The sequence below is a fragment of the Flavobacteriales bacterium genome (genome assembly GCA_021739695.1).
Taxonomy (GTDB): Bacteria; Bacteroidota; Bacteroidia; order UBA10329; family UBA10329; genus UBA10329.
In genome coordinates, this window is the sequence record JAIPBM010000013.1 from 23,416 (window position 1) to 42,073 (window position 18,658).

Below are 18,658 nucleotides of genomic sequence, written 5' to 3' on the forward strand. Positions count from 1 at the left end.
GCCGACCTGATGCCTTGACCTTCTGAACACATGGGCAGCATTATGGGAAATCTATGGAAAGCTCCCAAACGTCTATGCCATTAGTCTGTTCATCTATTTCATTTCAAAAAGCCAATACCCGCAGGTTAACTTAAATGTCCCAAGAACCAACCATTGTAAGGCATGGATAGACATCAGAGTTTTAGAACCTTGGCGGTCATTACGATACTGATAGGGGCATTCCTATTGAATTCCCAGAGTATCGGTCAGTCAAAGAAGAAACAAAAGGAACGCGATCCGTTGGAATACTTACCTCAACGTAGTGCCGCCAGCGTAAATAGCTCTTCACTTGAGGGACTTCCGAGAGATTGGTCATGGGTGCCGTATAAGGGACAGGGATATTTCTTTGGAGACGGGCAATATCACGTAAGGGATGGGGACAGCACGTTCAAGAAGGTTGACCCACCAATTGGCATTCGGATCCTGTGCCTTCCTATTGGCTATAGGATCATCAAACTCGGTGAAGAGGTTTATTACCTCTATCAGGGGGTCTTCTATCAGACCACGCTTATCGGGGAGTTCGAGGTCGTTTCTTTTCCCATGGGCACACTGGTTACAGAACTTCCTCCTAATTCTCATCGCGTAGTGATCGATGGAGCCGTCTACTGGTATTCAGAAGGGGTGTACTACAAAGAGTTGGCCAACGACCTCGGGGGGAAAGAATATCAGGTGAAGGGTCTATACAAGCCCAACTGAGTTGACAAGGGACGTGATGAAAAAGGTAGGGTTGGTCGGGCTCGCCCTGAATGTGGGACTATTACTCGTTCTCATTCTTGATCATTCCTCTCGCAAAAGTGTGTCGAGCAAAGAGGTAAATACGCTGATCGACCCCGACTCGTTGGTCATAGGCTCAACCACAACGCAGTGTACCGACTTACATGGAGCTTACTGTGATTAAGGATGTCTGAGAAGTTGGAAATAAAAATAGGCGATACGTATGAGTTCATGTTCAGAAGCAGTTGCTTCTGGGTTTCGATAGACCGAATGCATGGAGGGGGATATACGCTGGCTCCTAGACTTATTGTCGGATGCTCGCATCAGGAAGGAATGAGCGTGTTCCTCAAAATGCTGCCTCTGAAGGGAGACCCATAAAACGGTTGAAGACCATATCGATGGACTTGAAATCATCCTTAACGCACTAGAACAACAGCTATGAACGTCATAAAATTTGCTTACGTACCCTTTCATGCTGGCGATACCATTCCAAGGGAGGGAACTAATTCGCATATCGCCATTTTGATATTCGTTATTCTAATACTATCTAGTTTATACATCTACTCTACGCGAGCAGAAAGAGACCAGAAGAGCGCATTATAGAACATAATTCAGGCAAAGGCTGAAGAGGCTGCCTCGGTTATGAGGCAGCCTCTTTGGATTTTCATACACTCGGTGGTGTCTTTGGAAGGCCTTCTTCCTTAATCATCCATCCCTCAAGTTCTATTTTCTTTCGATGGACAAGCCATATTGATTTCTCAATTATCCCGAAAGCGAATTGGTTTTGGCACCTTCAACTATACGGAACGCGGGATTGAGACATTGGAGGTCATCGTCACTTAGCAAAGCCGTCTCTCTGAATTGAGCAGAAAACTATTTGGTTGGTATCATGAACAAGTAATCCTTCGGAACACTTATTCATATATGATTCAGAAATGCTTCGAGCCAAAAAGACCGAGGTTAGCAAGTCTAATCGACATTGCAATAGAACTAACATCAAATTTCTTTGCAAGTTTTTTCAAAGAATCATTATCTGCTAAATCAAATTCGTTTTTGCTTATTTCTTTTTCTACAAGGTCCTTTGGCATTAGTATGCAAGCCGCAAAAGCATTTGCTTCTTGCTCTCTCTTATCCTCGCCTGTTGACGATTTTTCATCTCTAAACATTACTTTGTACTTGTGATCTACAAACACTTCATTTCCGTTAGCATGAAGTAGATAGTGACCAAGCTCGTGGGCCACTGTAAATCGTTGACGAACACTAGACTCTCTTGGGTTATAACCTATCGTCCCCTTACCATTTTCCAGAACCAGAACGCCTGACACTCCCTCGACAAGGTCATAAGGGCTTACTGTGAGACCAAGCCTTGTAGCAATCTTGATAATTGGAATAGGCAACTTAACAACAGGCTCAACATCAAGAATTTTTGATGCTTTTGATTCTATTGAAGCTAGATACATGTGATGTGGTTGTGTTTCGGGTGTCTAAGATAAACTGCTTAATATTATCCTTTATTGTTCCGTTAAAATCAGCTAGTTGATTTTCAAAAGTCGACATCTCATTATACTGAGGTTCCTCATCCAGGGTTATACTTGCAATTGGCAATAAATCAATCAACCGAGCATTGGTTGCAACTGCAACTCGATACAGCGTATCCAATGGAGGTCGTTGTTTGCCTTTTTCAATATTGACAATTGAAACACGCGACAGGCCTAGAATTTCCCCTAGCAGGGCTTGAGTTAAGCCAGCTTTTTCTCTAGCATCTCTAATCCTGTATCCCAATTGCACATAAATCTGATTCTTTTCCGTCTCTGTCATTTGCTTAAAGATAGGCAATGATAATAACTGATTTGTAACGTACAACACATGTAATGTAATTATACTCAATCTTATCATGTAAGGTTAAACTTTACACATAACCTATTTTGTGTGTAAATGCTTTAAGTTCGAATTAACTTTTTAAATAGAAAATGCAAATAAAGAAGCAACCGACCCAAAAATTGTCGTTACTTTTACATCCAGTGAATTGTAATAATAAGAAACCAGCATAAACCCAATAGCCGATAGAGAAACAAAAAACCCAGAAGGTAGGTGACACTACCAACTGGGTAAAAAATTTAAGGGAATTTGCTTTGGACAGCGCATGAGGCTTATCAACCTCATTATACCCCCTTTTCGGTATTACAAATGTAATGATTCTATCGTTACTCAAACGTAATGCCCAAGTCTGGGCCGGATTAACGCCTCTTAAGGTCTTTAAGAGTTGAGGCAGTCATAAAAACTATAAAATGACGTCTATTTACATTTTGAACGGTCGTAAGTACGAGACCACAAAAACCGTACTGACAGGTAAGGAAATCCTTGAAATTGCTGATCTGACACCAGTCGAAGAGTTTGAGCTCTTACTGAAAATACAGAAGAAGGACTTCGAGTATATCAGGCCTGATGAATCGGTTGACCTTAGTCAACCAGAAATTGAGCACTTTCAGGCCAAACGCTTGAAGGCTGTCCACTACGAGGTTAATGACGTTGCGCAGGAAACCCTAGAAAGTGAACTTACCGTAAGTGAGATTTTGACGAAAGCTGGCTTCTCGGTTTCGGAGTTCTTCTTAAAGGAACTACGTGGTGGAAAGGAGATTAGCTATGAGAATGATCCTGATGTGAAAATCCGTATTCGGAACGGGATGAAGTTTCTCGCCTGTAAGGAGGATGGTTCAATGATCATTCTTGTGAACTCCAGACCAAAGGAGTGGAGCAAACCTAAAATCACTTTCGATGAGGTTGTGATACTTGCTTTTGGTACAATCTCTACCAATCCGAGGGATATCTACACGGTTACGTACCGAAAAGGACCGAGAGAAAATCCTCAAGGCGTGATGGTGAAGGGTGATATTGTTTGTGTAACCGATAAAATGGAATTCCATGTCGCTCATACAAACAAGTCCTGATCTCAAAACCCTTCGGGATGAAGGGTATGAAGTAGAGGTGCGTGGAGCGCATCTTCTGATCCATAGTGTTCCATACCTGAACTCCGCAAGGAGTATCGGGTATGGAACCTTGGTCTCACCGCTAACCGTGTCTGGGAACCGCGCTGCGCAACCAAATAATCACGTAGTTTTCTTTATCGGTGATCAGCCTTGCAATAAGGATGGTAGCGAGATAGAAGCACTTAAACATGGGATGAATGCCCAAGTGCTTGCAGAGGGATTGACTGTAAATCGCTCATTCTCCAACAAGCCGCAAGGTGGATTCGCTGACTTTCATGCAAAGATGACGTCTTATATCAATGTCATTTCTGCCCCTGTTCGGTCAATGAATCCAGAGATAGATGCTCGGACATTTCGTGTAATTGAAACAGAAGAATCAAACTCTGTATTTAATTATCCCGACACTAATTCAAGCCGCGCTAACATTAGCGCGATTTCACAACGGCTGTCTGATTTAAGAATAGGTATTGTTGGGCTTGGAGGAACTGGCAGCTACGTTTTGGATTTCGTTGCGAAGTGTCCAGTTAAGGAAATTCACCTATTTGACGGAGATAAATTCCTTGCGCACAATGCTTTTAGAGCACCGGGCGCACCTGACTTGGAAACTTTGAATTTGACTCTACCCAAGACAGAGTATCTGAAACAGGTTTATTCACGGATGCACAAGGGCATAGTTGATTTCCCCGATTACATTGATGAAGGAAATCTTCATGTTTTTGACGGATTGGATTTTGTGTTCATCTGCATGGATAAAGGGGGTGTTAAGAAGTATATCGTTGATAGACTTCAAAGTTTAGGAAAACCGTTCATTGATGTTGGCATCGGTGTTAATGTGCCACAAGATGGTGCGTTGACCGGAATGATCCGTACAACGACTAGCACGGTTGAGCATCAAGACCACGTGGCAGCAAGAGTTTCTATGTCGGATAACGATGAAGACAAAGCATATTCCACCAACATCCAGATTGCAGAGTTGAATGCACTTAACGCAAGCTTTGCCGTGATTCGATGGAAGAAGCTATATGGCTTCTATGAGGACGCTGAACATGAGATGAATTCAGTGTATTTGATTGGTGCAAATTCAGTTATCTGCGATGCAACAGTTGAAGCATAAGTTCTGTGAGTCCATTCCTGAGAACTTGACTCAGGGAGTAGTCTACGTATCCGTTACTTACGGAACCGCCATCCACCTCTGTTGTTGTGGATGTGGTAGCGAAGTGGTGACACCGATTACACCGACTGACTGGAAGCTTTCATTCGATGGTGAGACTATTAGCCTAAGTCCTTCAATAGGCAATTGGAGTTTGCCTTGTCAATCGCATTATTGGATAAAGGATAATCAAGTTGAGTGGTCCGGCCAATGGTCAAGAAAGCGGGTTGATGCAAGCAATAGGATAGATCGTGTCGCGAAGGAGGAATACTATCGAAAGGATGTTCCAAAAGAAGAGCCAATGGAGACAGAAGAAGAAATTCCGGAAGAGACAACTCTTCCTTTCTGGAAGCGATGGTTCAATTGGTGATACGGCAGGTTTTATGAATATTAAGAGGGGATTGAGAATTCAATCCCCTCATTAAACAAAGTACAGAAACAATCAAATAGTTAAAGCAAATCTCAATACAATGCCAGTAAAAAAAGACAATTACAGTAAAGGAGTCGCAGCCGAAAGGAGAGTCGCGGCACATTTAAAAAAGACCACTTCCGCCAAGGTCAAACAAAATCCAGGAAGTAGAGGAGCAGAAGACCTAAAGGTTCAATTTGCTAACGGCAGGAAGCATTTTGTGCAAGTGAAGTCTTCTTCCAAGGGCAAGCCGAAGATGCCGACTTCAAAGGAGTTGGGCCGTTTGAAAAGCAAAAGCACAAAGAACCGTGCAACAGCAGTCATTGCGTTGGTTGACTCAAACCGGGTTATCACTCGAATAAATGCACACACTGGAAAAAAAATGAGATGATTATGAAATTTCAAGTAAACGAAGGTCACGCAGGTGTTCTCACCATGCGAGACGACACGACAAAGAACTACGGAGTTATTCGTGTGACTAAAGACGGACGTCATTTGGTTCATTATACTGGAAAGGGCCTTCGGGAAATCTATCCGCACAGTCCGAATGAGGAAGAGCGTAAAAAGGCGGAGGAGCTGAAAGCAATGGATGAGAAAGACCTTATCCATTCTGGACATATAGAATGGACTTTAGTTGTAGACATTTTGGATGCCAGTTAGTCCTTGAACTTATTTTGGGTGACTGCCCATCGCTATTCCGAAGTGACCGTTATTTTTCCAGTCCATCGTGTTTCTCCGTTTACTGTTATACCATAAAGATACAGCCCTTCGGCAGCATCCATTTGCAGCGCATTCATACCACGGTTGAGCAACTGAGCATGTACCTGTTGCCCCGCAAGGTTCCAAACCTGTAGTTGGGCATTTTCTTTCTCCTTCAAATCCAGTTCAATGGTAAAAACACCCGTATTCGGGTTCGGATAGAGTGTACATGTAGGTTCTGCAACAGCCACCTCGTGCACAGCGGTAGTGCTCGGTACTACTGATACATCATCTATGAAATATTCCGAACAACTCCAATAGATATCAGAATACCAAGGGTTGATCCCGCCACCCGATACAAACAAGATTTCTGTATCCTCATACTTGTCGAAGTTGCCGATGCTCAAAAAACGTTCTCCGCCCTGAGCCACGAAGGTTCCTGATACGAGTGTCCACCCCTCCTTGTCGGTAATGAACTCGCCATTATATTGTACTTGTGGCTGATAACTCTCTACGCTACCAATGGCTTCATTTGGCTGCACTACAGAAAAGTATGCTCCCACATTTTTACTGGCATACCACATGCTGTCAGACATGCTCAAATAGAATTCAACGCGGTATGTCTCTCCCACCGTAAGGGTGTCAATAAGTTCTATTCCTAATATCTCTCGATTAATTCCTGAAACGTCATTGATACACCACACCTTAAACCCTGCATACGCTAGCCCGGTACTTGCATATCCTCCTCCTCCATAGCCTATAGGTATACCGGCTCCATTAGAACCGCATTCGTGGTAGTAGTCGCATGATGAACGTACATTATACCAAGGAAGAGCATTTGCTATGCTTCCAGTATGCTCTGGACATTCGGTGTACTCTTCAAACGATGGGTTCGGAACAAGATTCTGAGCCTGCATATGCAGGCTCAGAATCAATGTCAACCCTATCAAGGTGAAGTAATGGAGACCTTTCCTGTCCATTGCGTTGTGCCATTTACAGTTACCCTGTAAAGATATAGCCCTTCGGCCACATTCAGGTTGATTGTGTTGTTGCCGTTCTGAAGTCTGGTGTCTAACACCTGCTGACCAGAGATGCTCCAAACCTGCATTGTCGAAAGGTCATTATCCGTCAGGTTAAGCAATAGTGTGAACTCTCCTGTATTCGGGTTCGGGTAGAGCTTGTAAGAGCGTTCGTCTACAGTATCTGTGATGCCTCCTTCCTCATCGCGTTTTTCATTGTTCTCGCAGGCATTGCGGTACATGCGTGGCAGACGGTCGTTGCGCAACAATAGTGCACGGGCCATGTATACGGCCGGGCCATACTCATAGGGGCATTGCTCTGCCAGCTCGGCCACGGTAGCGTATTGCTCGGCATTGAGCGTGCGGGTGCGGACAAGGGCAGAGGGGGTAGCTGTTTGGACCGATTCCACGCCCTGAACTTGCTGCAACCATTGCTGTGCTCGGTAGAGTATGCTATCGGTAGCGTACTGCTGGTCTGCTGCGTTGTCGATCATGATCTCCAATACATCACGTAAGGCAATCTCTGGTTTCAACGCTGTATTGATGGATGCAAGTTCCTGCTGTGCATGAGATGTTGCCAGCCCTGCCTGACCCGGATGAAGTGCATCGTGCGCCTGCCATAGACGGCCGGCATTGGCCGTGCGGCAACTGACGTAAAAGGCCGTGATGACAGGGTGCTTGCTGCGCAGTTCTTGGCGGGCATCCAGTAGCTGATACAGATGGTACTTATGTATCCAAGCCCGTTCCTGCGGATAATTGATCGCAGAAATTGGGTCATGGAGAACATGCAATACAAAGTTCTTTAACGTTTTCTTACCTTACAAACACTGGAAATTTCACGTTGACATTTGTGATTGAACCGCTTCTTAGAATACGACACCTCATGTAATGATGGCCTAGGTACTTGGCATTTGCTTCACATTGAGTTTGATTATCCGAATCCTTCATGACCTCAATAGGTTTATTGTCATCCTTAGCTTCTTTCCCAGAGTTATTGATTTCCCACTTGATTGATTCTCCATGGGCCGTTTTCAGGGTGTATTCATGACCGTTTTCCAGCAGCGTGAACCGGACTTTATAGTCTTTCGGAATTGAGTATAGATTCTGATGGTATTCAACAAACGGGGCATTTTCATTCTCAGCGATTTCGCAACGTAGCTTGTAAACAGGTGGTTCCATGACAAGCCTTCCGTTACTGTCGTTTTTGAAGAAATCGAACGACTTCAGATAATCTGCCCACTTAAATTCATACATTCTGTAGGAATTGTTGAAAATATAAAGTTCAGAACTATCGAAGCTGACCAGTGCATCGGTTAGGTCTAATTCTTGAATTACATTCTGACCAAGCATGATTCCGTTGTGACTTGCTTTTGCTTGTAGCTTGGCAGCTAGGTCTGTATGAAGTCCTGTTGTTGTAAGCTCATTGCAATAAGCCAAGCCGTAGTAAGACCATAAGGTCATTTCTGCAGGGCCATAATCAATCCCAACCCTAATTCCAGGAGCATTTACACCATCACGTTCAAAGAATTCCGCCACCTTAAATCGCATCATGTACGTGAGAAGGGAAGACGCATTCAAGGCGTTAATCACCGCATCTCTTGAGTCCATTTCACTTCTTACGAAATAGACGAACACGCCATCACCTTGCAATCGTTGAATATGACCGCCAAAAAACGAGCAGACCTCAATTGCCAGAGTAAGTATGGTATCTTTAATAAGGCGCACCCTAAGTAGGTCATATTTGTTGGAAAGAAAAGTTGATCCTTTAATGTCGATGAACATCGACACAGCATAATGGTTGAGGTAATCATTATGACCCAAGTGCGCAAAGTCAGGATGTGGTCCAATATGTGGTTCAGAAAACGAAAACCTATGAGTTCCATACAATGTTTCCAATTCTTCATAATTTACCTTTGTAGAAACCTTTGTGTCCGAGGAACCAGCAATCCCAGTCATTCCTTTTTGGATCCCCTCAGAAACAACCGACCTTGAAAGATTGATATCGTACTGTGAATAAGATTTTGGATAGTTCCCCTGAATAATATTGTTAATGCCGTCCAGTCGACTTTTAAATAGATCCATGCTAAAATGTTATTAGTGCAGCTATGACGGTGATGATAATTAGTGTTAAGAAAAAAGCCCACATCGCATAACCTATCCACTCGTACTTTTTGGTCAATCCTTTAGAAAGGACATATATCTGATGTTTCAGGTCTTCCAGATAATTCACAGGCTGGTATTCCTCACAAGAAATGAGAAATTCCTTCTCTGTTTTGAACTCTGCTATTGACTTGAAGAAGATATGCGACCGATAGTCAGCCTGATGGGAGTTTCCACTCTTTAGGTAAGGAAATACAGCCATTCCAACGAAAAAGGTAGAAGCAACTTCAAGTAGAAACATTACCACCAACAGCCCAAGTATCAGTTTTGGATAGCTGCTGGCATCAGCAAGCTGCATTAATTCGTTTTGTTGAGCAACCACGGTTCCGAATAGAAACGTATTAAATGCCACGATTACCGTCCCTTTGGTGTTTACGCCTTCCGCGTAACCGTCAATTCGCTGCAAAATCATGCGGTAATGTTCTTCCATCTTACTCCCTTTTGGTCATCGCTTTACTAGTAAGCAATTATTGTATCCGCCCCTTTTCTGGTTCTTATAATCAATATCTAATCATTCACTGTGCCGTTCAGCAAGAAGGTGCTGTTTATCGTTAGAAGGAAGATGACCGTTCTTCAAGATTACCTTTGGAAACAGGATTGCTCTGCTTGCGTTAAAATTATGCAGTCCATCAAGAAGATAATTGACAACTTCATTCTTTCACGCAGTGCATTCAACTGATTGAGAAATACCTATTGTGCTGATTAATTAGCCTTGAGTCTAACCTATTCCTTCACAAACTTACTTACCGACCGTTTTCCTTCCGTGTCTTTAAGCTCTAGGAAGTAGACGCCAGATGGCAAGCTACTCAAATCAATGGTGTGATCGTCCTGAGTTCCACTCCTTAGCGTGGTATATCGCAGGACACGCCCCACGGCATCCATCACCTGCAAGGTCATTCCGACCGAGGAACGAGCGGAGGAATCTGATATCCTGAACTGCACAAACTCTTTTGCGGGGTTGGGCCAAAGCTCAAAACCAAGGGCTTCCTGTTCTTCAATGCCACTTGGTACACTATCTAAAGCAATGACGGAGACATCGTCAATATAATAGTAAGCGTATGTGGTGGGTGAGCCATAGATGGGAGGTTGGTTCGGGTTGAAGCGAAGAGTATCACTTTCTCCATCTAAATGGAAATTGCCGATGGTCAGATAGCGTTCGCCTCCCTGTGCCAATACCGTATCGCATATCAGAACCCACTTGGCGGTGTCCGTAATTGGAATGCGATCATCCAGCATTACTTGCGGATTGGCATCGACCATGCCGTTCGGCCCTACCACTGTAATTACTGGAGGAGGAGTTTCTGTTAATGCCGCACCCAGCGTGCTGATCGCGTATTGAAATCTATCGGCTGCGCATGCCTGAAAACCAATAGCGTAACGGATTCCGGCCGTTAGGCTGTCCACCAGTTCTGTCTGTATGAATTCTCGGGTTTCGCTTGTTGGGTCACTAAAGGCTATAATGCCCATGTAAGCGTCTCCCTCATATGGCGGCTGCCAACCAAGAATGTTATTTGGTACATGAGCACTATAATTCACAGATTCTGGAGCACAGCGATGAAAATAATCTGCAGACAATCCATTCGCGGATGTCCAGTTGACTGCCAATTGCCACTGAAAAATCATTGAAGGGCACTCTGTGTACTCTTCAAAGCTTGGATTAGGAACAAGATTTTGCTGTGCCTGAATATTCAGGCACAGCAAAATACTTGCTATCATTGGAACAGACCGCATATTACTTGATGACGGAAATCTGTTCTGATAGTTTCACCGAACCGTTTGCAACTGCTCGTAGAAGGTACAGCCCAGGCTGAAGGCCTTCCATTTGGAGAACTTGGTTCGAAGAGCTTGGTTGGAGTTTGGCCTGATATACCGTTCTTCCTGAAAGGTCGAAAACCTCTACAATACCCACTTCATCAAGAGCCATGTTATGCTCAATTACCAATTGTCCATTATTGGGGTTAGGGTATACCATCCAATCACTTGTATTGCCCTCGCTGGTTTTGTTCTTGGCTTCGTCTGAATGCGGGATCTGCTCGCACTCATTGGTGTAATTCTTAGGTAAGGTATCTACCTTCAGCAGTGCCGCCCTAGCCATATAAACACCCATGCCATCATCAAGGGGACAACGTATGGCGATCTCGCGTAACTGGGCCGTTGTTTCCTCAGACATGTTGTGCATATCCCCCGCATTATCGTACAGCACAGTGAGCACGTCCTTCAGTGTTTGTTCTACACTGTTCATGGGTTGTATGTTGACCAAATTGCTCGCGGCTTCCTGTTGTAGGGTGCCACCTTCCGATTGGTTGAAAGCACCTAATATACGTTGCAACTTGCCAATGTTGCCGTCTATGTTTTCCGAAAGAAAGTTGGACAACGACACATTCTCCGCTGCAACCGAGCTATTACGCTTCAGATGACCATACAAACCGTATTGGGCTATCCATTGTTGATTGGCCTCTCTTTCGCTCTGTGCAGCAGTGGGTTCAGTAATACTGGTATAGTCGGGCTGTTCTGTCACTTCCTCAGAGCCATCGGTCTTGAAGTTGGCATGCAGTCCGTTCACCACACATCCGTATTGCCACGAGTTACCTATGACACTCAGAGGGATAGGATAACCGCCTAGGTCATATATGTTATTATCATTCGGATAATACACCGAAGGTGCTGCCGTGCGCACATCGAACGAGGTGGTATGGGTGTGTGTACCCAACACCTGCGTGGTGTACTTGTAGTTGGTCACGTCCCAATAACTTGTGTCTATCCACTCATTATCATGCGGTATGCCTGTTCCGTTGGGCTGTGGGCCCACATCGCCCCAGTTTATCATAAAGGCGCGGTGGTTCACCTCAAAGTCGTTGTTGGCCACGGTGGTGTTGGTGGTCTGGTAGCCTTCGAAGAGCATTCCGTTGCCAATGTGGTGTATGTAGTTGCAATAGAACCCATTGCCGTTGCTGCCCGATGTGGAGCGGATGGCGGTCTCCCACCAGTTGGTGGCACTGGTGGGGTGGCTTATGTCGTTGTCAACCACAGAACTTTGCACCACGTTCTCCAATCGAATACCAGCACCTTGTTCGCCTTGAGCCTGCTGGTGGGTAATGTTATTATCGAAAACGTAAATCGAGGCTTTCTGATTGTTGTTGTCGCCAAGCAGGTTTGCCAGGCGGATGCCTGTCGGTGCCTTGTAAATAGTGTTCCCGGAAATGTCCACGTAGTTGAGATTGCCTCCGCTTGCTGGAGTTATCTCCTCGTAGGTTATTCCTGTCATGCCTGTTGGGGGTGGGGTGCCCATTCCATCAAAGTTAATGAAGTTATAGTTGATGTGAGAACGGACCGTATGGTCGTTATCGTAACAAAAAACGGGGTACGGCATCCGAAGGAAGTCATTGTCAATGATGTCGATGGTCTCGCCACCTGCGCCAGGGCCATAAACGGCATAAACACCACCATTGCCAATATCGCGCAGTATGTTGTGCATTACCTGCACACGGCCCACTGTCCAATCGAATATGCCCCAGTTGGCATTGTCAACCGTGTTGGCATTGGCCGCATTGGTATTGCCTACCAGCAACTTGGGCACGCCTACGGCTAACAGGGCCACATCTGTTCTTTGCCCGGCATGGGGTGCCAGTAGCGTGGTATGCACCGGTGTGCCACCTATGCTGGCAGTTGTCTGGCAAAGGAATTTGGATTTGGCTATGACATAATCGCCCGTCAATCCACCTACCGAACCCGATGGCATGTGCTTATAGAAATGCGTGTAATTCTTATTGAAGATGGCGGTGTTGATATTATAGAGCGCTCCATACTCCACATCAACTGCCACTTCCGCATCTTCTATCAGAGAACTGGACTGCACGGAAATACGGCTTCCGGTCTTGGCATCAATGCCCTGCCACATATCGCCACAGGCGTATAGGTGTGACCCTGACTGGATGAAAAGTTTTGCTCCGCTGTTGATTGTAATGGAAGCATCCGATTCGCAAACCACATCACAGTCCACAAGGTAATGGTTACCGCTTGTTAGGGTGATCGGGCCAGTAAGCGCTAGATTTTGACTGTAGTAAGACATACTGCCAGCAGCATAACTTCCTTCCAAGGTGGTCCTGCCCTCATCCTGTATCGCTACGCAGCATGGTTGCGGCTGTACATCAACAGAAGGCTTTACGGAACATACACCACTACCGGAATAGTTTACATGCTGAGGGTTGCATTCATAACCCGGCCCGGTGCCTACGCCTAATTGACCCGCATCATTATTCCCCCAGGTATAAAGCGCACCTGAGCTCGTTATAGCCAGATTATGGTCGAAAGACGATGAGGTCTGCACATCTACAATACCACTGATGGATGGACCGTTTTGCCCGGTGTTGTATGTGCCGCCTGAACAGATGCCCAGTTGACGTTTTACACTGTTTCCGCAGACCCTAAGCGTGCCGTTGGAGTTGAGGATGATGGTATGGTCAATACCAGCGGCCATATCGATGATGGTACCAGATGAGATACTGCTACTGGTTGGCACTGTCCTGTCCGTGTAGTCACCAAGACCCAACTGGCCCTTCAGGTTGTCGCCCCACACGTATAGTTTTCCTGCGTTCTGAAGTGCCAGATTATGATTGCCTCCTGCCTCGATACGAACAACCCCTGCAAGGGTTGGGCTGATCGGTGTAGGGTTGTTTGAAGCTGTAGGTCCACTGGTACCATTCCCCATCTGGCCATCATAGCCATAGCCCCAGACCTTTACGGTTCCATCGTCTAGCAAGGCCATGGCATGCTGATAGCCTGCAGATATGGCTATGGCGTTAGTTATACCGGTTACTTGTGCAGGCGTGTAACGCGTACTTGGCGACATGCTACCTGAACCCAACTGGCCGTTGGAATTGCTCCCCCAGGTATAAATGGTCCCATCTGCCATAAGTGCCATGGAGAACGCTCCTCCTGCCGAAACGGCTACTGCACAGCCTAAGGAACTGACCTGAGTTGGAGAGCAGACATCTGCTGTACCTGATTGTGCAGACTGCCCCTGATTGTTGAATCCCCACACCCAAACACTTCCATCATCTTTGAGAGCCAAAGTGTGCCCGGCCCCAGTAGAAGTTGCAACCACATTTGTTAGAGAAGAAACCGCCACAGGCGGGTCAACGCTAAAACTAGTGGAACCATTTCCCATCTGGCAGGAATTGTTGTTTCCGAATCCAATCAGGCTACCGGAGGTACAAATGGCGATGGAGTGACTGCCTGATGGTGCAGGCAGAGGCACAGGCAACTCCGAAATACTGGTAAGAAGTGGAATCAGTGATAGTATGAATGCTTGTTTACATTGAGTCATAAATTTGTTGTTAATTATCATTTTCATGGTGCTCCTGTTTTGAGGTTAGAATCCTTCAAAGGAATCCCAACCACAACACACTGTCAAACAACATATTTCCATTTCTTGCACCGAAACTCAGGTGCCGTTGAAATCAGGTAACATTGGTCCGCCTCGCCAGACTTTCTCGATATAGATCGGAGATACTCGAACCTGTGGCTCTTGATTGGGCCAAGTAAACCACCTCTTCTGCCCCAACAACTTTTGAATTCGCCAAGCCCTGAACTTCACTGGCCAAATCCTGATACAACCGTTTTCGCTCCAGACCAAATAGTTTATCGTGATTCTTTTTTAGCCATGAATATACGATGGTCTCAAGAGTATAAGATGGATGTTTTTTACCAAAAAAACGTTTGCTGTTTCTCAGAAAATGGCTGAAATTCATCACTGAATCATCCTCACAAAGCAGTAAAAGCCTAAACAAACGGGCCATCCCTTGGAGGTCTTGTCTAGATTCCAGCGTTCCCAACCCTCTTATTTGGTTAAACCAAGATAGCGCCTTTCTAGAATTACCGGAAAGCAGAGCCACTATTCCAATGTTGTAACGTATAGATATGCGAAAGCTTTCAGATACTTGAAGTCCAAAATTTCGTAATCCCTCTTCTATTCGTTCCTCTCGTTCGACCGCTTCCTGAAACCCTCCAGTGTTCAAGTGATATAAATGATATTGAGTCTCTAGGTAAATAAACTTGAGCACTTTGTCTTTTCGTGTTGAGACGACAACATTTGCGAGTCTCTCAAGATATTTCGGGCACTCATTCACGCGACCTAACATGATCAATTTTCCAAGTACATTGGTCAAAATGCTGAGATACATGTGAGGATACATTTGGATTCGTCCTGGGTTAGCCTCCCACAGTTCCAAGCACTTATGATAGTTCTCTAGGGATCTAAGTGTGTCGTTGCCGCTGCTATAATAACCAGCCAACGTTCGATAAAAACGCAGCTGAGATGGTAAAGAGTCTGCCAGATGTATGTTCCGAAGATGTTCCGAATTTATTAACTCTTCTTTTCCACGGATTATTGACGGATCATTTGAGTGTCGGAATTTTTGATTCAGTGCAAACATCCGATCGTTGATAAGCGTGTATTTGATTGAGGTCAATAGCTTATTGGCTGCCGTCTCCAAAAGATACTCGTTCTCTGTAATTTGTTCACCCTTTAAGGCATCGTCCGAATTTTTAAGGATTTCCCTGAGCAATTCCCTTAAAAGCACCTCAAGGTCAAGCTCCTCAAGGTTCACAGCAGATGCTATTCCTGCTTTTACAACATTGAAAGCTTCATCAATCAACCCTAACGATACGAGTAACTTCCCTTCGTGATATATACTCCAAAGATTACCTCCTGGTTCCCGAGTTTCGCGCAGTAGGCGCACGTGATTTACAAGAGCGTTATAAAGCCTTGATTTGTGCACAGATAGTTGGCTAACAACTGTCATTGAAGCCATTTCACGATTCAACAGGTCGTTATCGAATCGTTTCATTCGACTAATTATTTCAAAAAGCTTTAGTCGTATTTGTGCAGACCCTCCGGTTTCTCGCGAGAGATGCTCTTTACAATATCTAAGTTCTCCTTTGTCGAGGGCATGTATAAACTGGTATAGCGTGTCAATTCTCATGTTACGGTCCTGGAGTTTCACTGCAAGAAATGAAAAAATGTTGTTTGGTGTTACAGCAACGATTAGAATTTCTTTGACAAAAAAAGAACATGTCAAATTATACATTCACCAAATCCTCCAGCTACGCTCTTAATACCCATTCGGTGTCGTTCACAAATTCTACGATAACCGTTAAACTTTCATCTACCGGTACGACTGTTTTCACGAAGACTTATGGTACTGGGGTAGCGTTTATGTGTCAGAAAGATAATTTCTGTATCGGAACATTATCTGACAATGGCGTTTTCACAAAAGTCATTGATTTTGATGGGGTCGACCCAGTGTTGAAGCTAATTAAGAAAACGGACTCCAATCGATTTGTTGGGTCTGATAATGAAACAGATCCAGGGGTACAGAATACGTATAATATCAATAAATGTCCTGTACGACTTGTTGATGGCAGCGGAAATACGGTAAAGATCGAGTGTCCTTGTGAGAGTAGCTCAGGCCCTTGCGGAAATAATTGTTACACATACGGATAATCCGACTCAATGAAACCTGTGATTCTCACTGAATACGCTATGCAATTCCTATGACACACCCAACCGAGAGTGTCAGGGTTGGGTGATGTCCTCATCGAACTCAATATTTAGTAAAAACCGCGGTCTCTATACCAAGCTCAATGCAAGTCATGATTAACTCCAGAAATAGTAACTCAACCGAATGATAAATGAAATCATACAGAATCAATAAAAGCACCTACTCCAATCCGAACAATAATAATGAGGTTCACTCTGAAAGCTGTGTTCACTACAGTCAGCTGATTTCCTATGAGTCATTAGGAATGCACAGCACTTGTCATGGCGCTGTTACCGAAGCAAAAAGAAGGGGGTATGCGAACGCTGATGGATGTATTAAATGTTGTAATGATTGTCATCACGGGTAATAATCCTTGTCAAAGGATCATACCCGAATAAAAGTGTTTTTCAACAAATAGAATCCAATTTGGACACATCAAACTCGGAAGATATGGAGCTTGACGGAAATACAAATGTATCACTGGCAAGAATCTCGAAAGTCAAGATTGATGCCGTCAAGGCACAGCTTGGTTAGAGCGCTCTTGGTAGGGATTCCCTAAATGATACTAACAGAAAAAAGAAGAGATGACAATTGTATACACATTGAAAAAAATGAAGGACACGGAAGAACTTCATCTGTTCGAGGCCACGCTGAACACTAACAAAACCTGTACTCCGAAAAAGCTATCCATATGCCAAAAAACGGACACGTCAGACAGTGCAGAAAACAAGTTCGCCTGTTACACAGAATCGGCTGCTCGGAAGAATTGTGCTGAAATTGGCCGTCAGGTATGTGGAACATGTGTCAGTCATCTGTATGAATCCTATGATAAATAATTTAGAACGAAAAGCAATGAGTTTTAAGCAAGGTGAAGTGGTTGTTTTGAAGTCAGGAGGCCCTGACAATGACCATTAATAAGGTAATTGGAGTAGACACTAGTAAAATTGAAAACGTGGCGCATAAGCGGGCTGGATATTCAGATGGCGATCTGGTATGTCAGTGGTTTACGGGAAACAAGCTCGAATTGGGAGTATTCTTACCCAGCTCGGTTGAGTTGGCCGAGTAACAATAAGCTCTAAAGAAGGAACAAATGGCCAACATTTCCCTAACTGATTTTATTGAGTATGTAACCAAAGTGGGGGGCACCAAATTCACCAAGGTCAAGCAGATAAAAAGTCGTGAAGACTATCACCCTGCCAAAGACTTTTGGAAACCCTTAAGAGAAGGTATTATCGAGTTTCACATGGCTGATGCCGAGAAGAAAGAATTGAGCAAAATCTCAAACTCACTCACAGATTTAAAGAAACTCAATCTCTATCCTGGGCTCATTAAGCAATACCAAAAGTTCTTAGGGCGCAAGAAAATTGAATGGTTTGAGCCTCCTTCAAAAATATGGAAGTCGAATGGTCTGGAGGTTAAAATTAATCCAGAGATCGGCCTATTCATAAATGACCAACCATACGCCATCAAACTCTATTTCAAAGCAGAAAAGATGTCTCAGACAAAAGTCGACCTGATTCTTCTGCTTATGAACGAACAATTGAAGAAACGGGACTATAAGGATGTTCAATTTGCGGTTTTGGATGTGCCGAATAATAAGCTATTTGCCAAAACTAAACTAGGGAAGGAACATATAGGTCTACTGGAGGGTGAGGCAATGAGTTTTATGAGCTTGAAACAATCGCCCAATGACTACCTGTGTCTACTGGAGGGTGAGGCAATGAGTTTTATGAGCGTATGGGACTCAGTATAGAAATTAACCAAGTAAAACATCATGAAAAACAAACCGACACAACCAAAACCACAGAAACCTTCAACCCCTCCCAACCCCAATTGGCCAAGCAAAAAACCTGGTCAGCCATCAGGGCCTGATAGAGGCAATGCTCCTGTGAAGAAGAAATGAACTTTCAGAAATACAAAACCAACTTAATCATTAAGCC

20 protein-coding genes are annotated in these 18,658 nt (G+C 44.4%); 11 read left to right on the top strand and 9 right to left on the bottom strand.

Going from position 1 to position 18,658, the window contains the following annotated elements; translation table 11 throughout:
* The first annotated feature begins 162 nt into the window (after positions 1–162).
* A complete protein-coding gene (locus K9J17_09660) occupies positions 163–735 on the top strand; it encodes a hypothetical protein (protein MCF8276990.1) in 573 nt (190 codons plus the stop codon).
* Positions 736–939: 204 nt separating this feature from the next.
* The gene (locus K9J17_09665; GenBank protein ID MCF8276991.1) at positions 940–1,131 is read left to right on the top strand and encodes a hypothetical protein; all 192 of its coding nucleotides are present in this window, start codon (positions 940–942) and stop codon (positions 1,129–1,131) included.
* A 551-nt stretch (positions 1,132–1,682) separates the two neighbouring features.
* On the opposite strand, the gene K9J17_09670 is transcribed toward K9J17_09665, so the two are convergent.
* Complete coding sequence (locus K9J17_09670; protein ID MCF8276992.1) at positions 1,683–2,213, bottom strand: ImmA/IrrE family metallo-endopeptidase; 531 nt, start codon at positions 2,211–2,213, stop codon at positions 1,683–1,685.
* A complete protein-coding gene (locus K9J17_09675; protein MCF8276993.1) occupies positions 2,170–2,571 on the bottom strand; it encodes a helix-turn-helix domain-containing protein in 402 nt (133 codons plus the stop codon). The genes K9J17_09670 and K9J17_09675 overlap by 44 nt, the downstream gene beginning before the upstream one ends.
* 470 nt (positions 2,572–3,041) lie before the next feature.
* Here K9J17_09675 and K9J17_09680 point away from each other — a divergent pair, with 470 nt between their 5' ends.
* From K9J17_09680 to K9J17_09700, 5 genes are all read left to right on the top strand, one after another.
* Entirely contained in the window at positions 3,042–3,701 is a 660-nt protein-coding gene (locus K9J17_09680) for a multiubiquitin domain-containing protein (protein ID MCF8276994.1), read from the top strand.
* Positions 3,676–4,854: a ThiF family adenylyltransferase gene (locus K9J17_09685; GenBank protein ID MCF8276995.1), complete on the top strand. Its 1,179-nt coding sequence runs from the start codon at positions 3,676–3,678 to the stop codon at positions 4,852–4,854. The genes K9J17_09680 and K9J17_09685 overlap by 26 nt, the downstream gene beginning before the upstream one ends.
* Complete coding sequence (locus K9J17_09690) at positions 4,835–5,260, top strand: hypothetical protein (protein ID MCF8276996.1); 426 nt, start codon at positions 4,835–4,837, stop codon at positions 5,258–5,260. The genes K9J17_09685 and K9J17_09690 overlap by 20 nt, the downstream gene beginning before the upstream one ends.
* Positions 5,261–5,360: 100 nt before the next feature.
* Positions 5,361–5,690 (top strand): hypothetical protein, encoded by a 330-nt coding sequence (locus tag K9J17_09695; protein MCF8276997.1) that lies wholly within the window; start codon positions 5,361–5,363, stop codon positions 5,688–5,690.
* 2 nt (positions 5,691–5,692) lie between these two features.
* Positions 5,693–5,959: a hypothetical protein gene (locus K9J17_09700; GenBank protein MCF8276998.1), complete on the top strand. Its 267-nt coding sequence runs from the start codon at positions 5,693–5,695 to the stop codon at positions 5,957–5,959.
* A 32-nt stretch (positions 5,960–5,991) separates the two neighbouring features.
* Here the strand turns inward: K9J17_09700 and K9J17_09705 are convergent, their stop codons facing one another.
* The 7 genes from K9J17_09705 to K9J17_09735 form a co-directional block, all read right to left on the bottom strand.
* A complete protein-coding gene (locus K9J17_09705) occupies positions 5,992–6,978 on the bottom strand; it encodes a T9SS type A sorting domain-containing protein (protein ID MCF8276999.1) in 987 nt (328 codons plus the stop codon).
* Positions 6,945–7,808, bottom strand: a complete 864-nt coding sequence (locus K9J17_09710) for a T9SS type A sorting domain-containing protein (GenBank protein MCF8277000.1) — start codon at positions 7,806–7,808, stop codon at positions 6,945–6,947. The genes K9J17_09705 and K9J17_09710 overlap by 34 nt, the downstream gene beginning before the upstream one ends.
* A 22-nt stretch (positions 7,809–7,830) precedes the next feature.
* Positions 7,831–9,099 carry a hypothetical protein gene (locus K9J17_09715; GenBank protein MCF8277001.1) on the bottom strand — a complete coding sequence of 423 codons (1,269 nt, stop codon included), beginning with the start codon at positions 9,097–9,099 and terminating at the stop codon, positions 7,831–7,833.
* A 1-nt stretch (position 9,100) separates the two neighbouring features.
* The gene (locus tag K9J17_09720; GenBank protein ID MCF8277002.1) at positions 9,101–9,607 is read right to left on the bottom strand and encodes a DUF5706 domain-containing protein; all 507 of its coding nucleotides are present in this window, start codon (positions 9,605–9,607) and stop codon (positions 9,101–9,103) included.
* Positions 9,608–9,900: 293 nt separating this feature from the next.
* Positions 9,901–10,893, bottom strand: a complete 993-nt coding sequence (locus K9J17_09725) for a T9SS type A sorting domain-containing protein (protein MCF8277003.1) — start codon at positions 10,891–10,893, stop codon at positions 9,901–9,903.
* A gap of 16 nt (positions 10,894–10,909) precedes the next feature.
* Positions 10,910–14,530, bottom strand: a complete 3,621-nt coding sequence (locus K9J17_09730) for a T9SS type A sorting domain-containing protein (protein MCF8277004.1) — start codon at positions 14,528–14,530, stop codon at positions 10,910–10,912.
* A gap of 106 nt (positions 14,531–14,636) precedes the next feature.
* Positions 14,637–16,025, bottom strand: a complete 1,389-nt coding sequence (locus K9J17_09735; GenBank protein ID MCF8277005.1) for a hypothetical protein — start codon at positions 16,023–16,025, stop codon at positions 14,637–14,639.
* Between the two features lie 224 nt (positions 16,026–16,249).
* Here K9J17_09735 and K9J17_09740 point away from each other — a divergent pair, with 224 nt between their 5' ends.
* From K9J17_09740 to K9J17_09755, 4 genes are all read left to right on the top strand, one after another.
* The gene (locus K9J17_09740; protein ID MCF8277006.1) at positions 16,250–16,681 is read left to right on the top strand and encodes a hypothetical protein; all 432 of its coding nucleotides are present in this window, start codon (positions 16,250–16,252) and stop codon (positions 16,679–16,681) included.
* 648 nt (positions 16,682–17,329) lie between these two features.
* Positions 17,330–17,554, top strand: a complete 225-nt coding sequence (locus K9J17_09745; GenBank protein MCF8277007.1) for a hypothetical protein — start codon at positions 17,330–17,332, stop codon at positions 17,552–17,554.
* A 68-nt stretch (positions 17,555–17,622) separates the two neighbouring features.
* Positions 17,623–17,784, top strand: a complete 162-nt coding sequence (locus tag K9J17_09750; protein MCF8277008.1) for a hypothetical protein — start codon at positions 17,623–17,625, stop codon at positions 17,782–17,784.
* Positions 17,785–17,808: 24 nt separating this feature from the next.
* Positions 17,809–18,471 (top strand): hypothetical protein, encoded by a 663-nt coding sequence (locus K9J17_09755; GenBank protein ID MCF8277009.1) that lies wholly within the window; start codon positions 17,809–17,811, stop codon positions 18,469–18,471.
* The last annotated feature ends 187 nt before the right edge of the window (positions 18,472–18,658 follow it).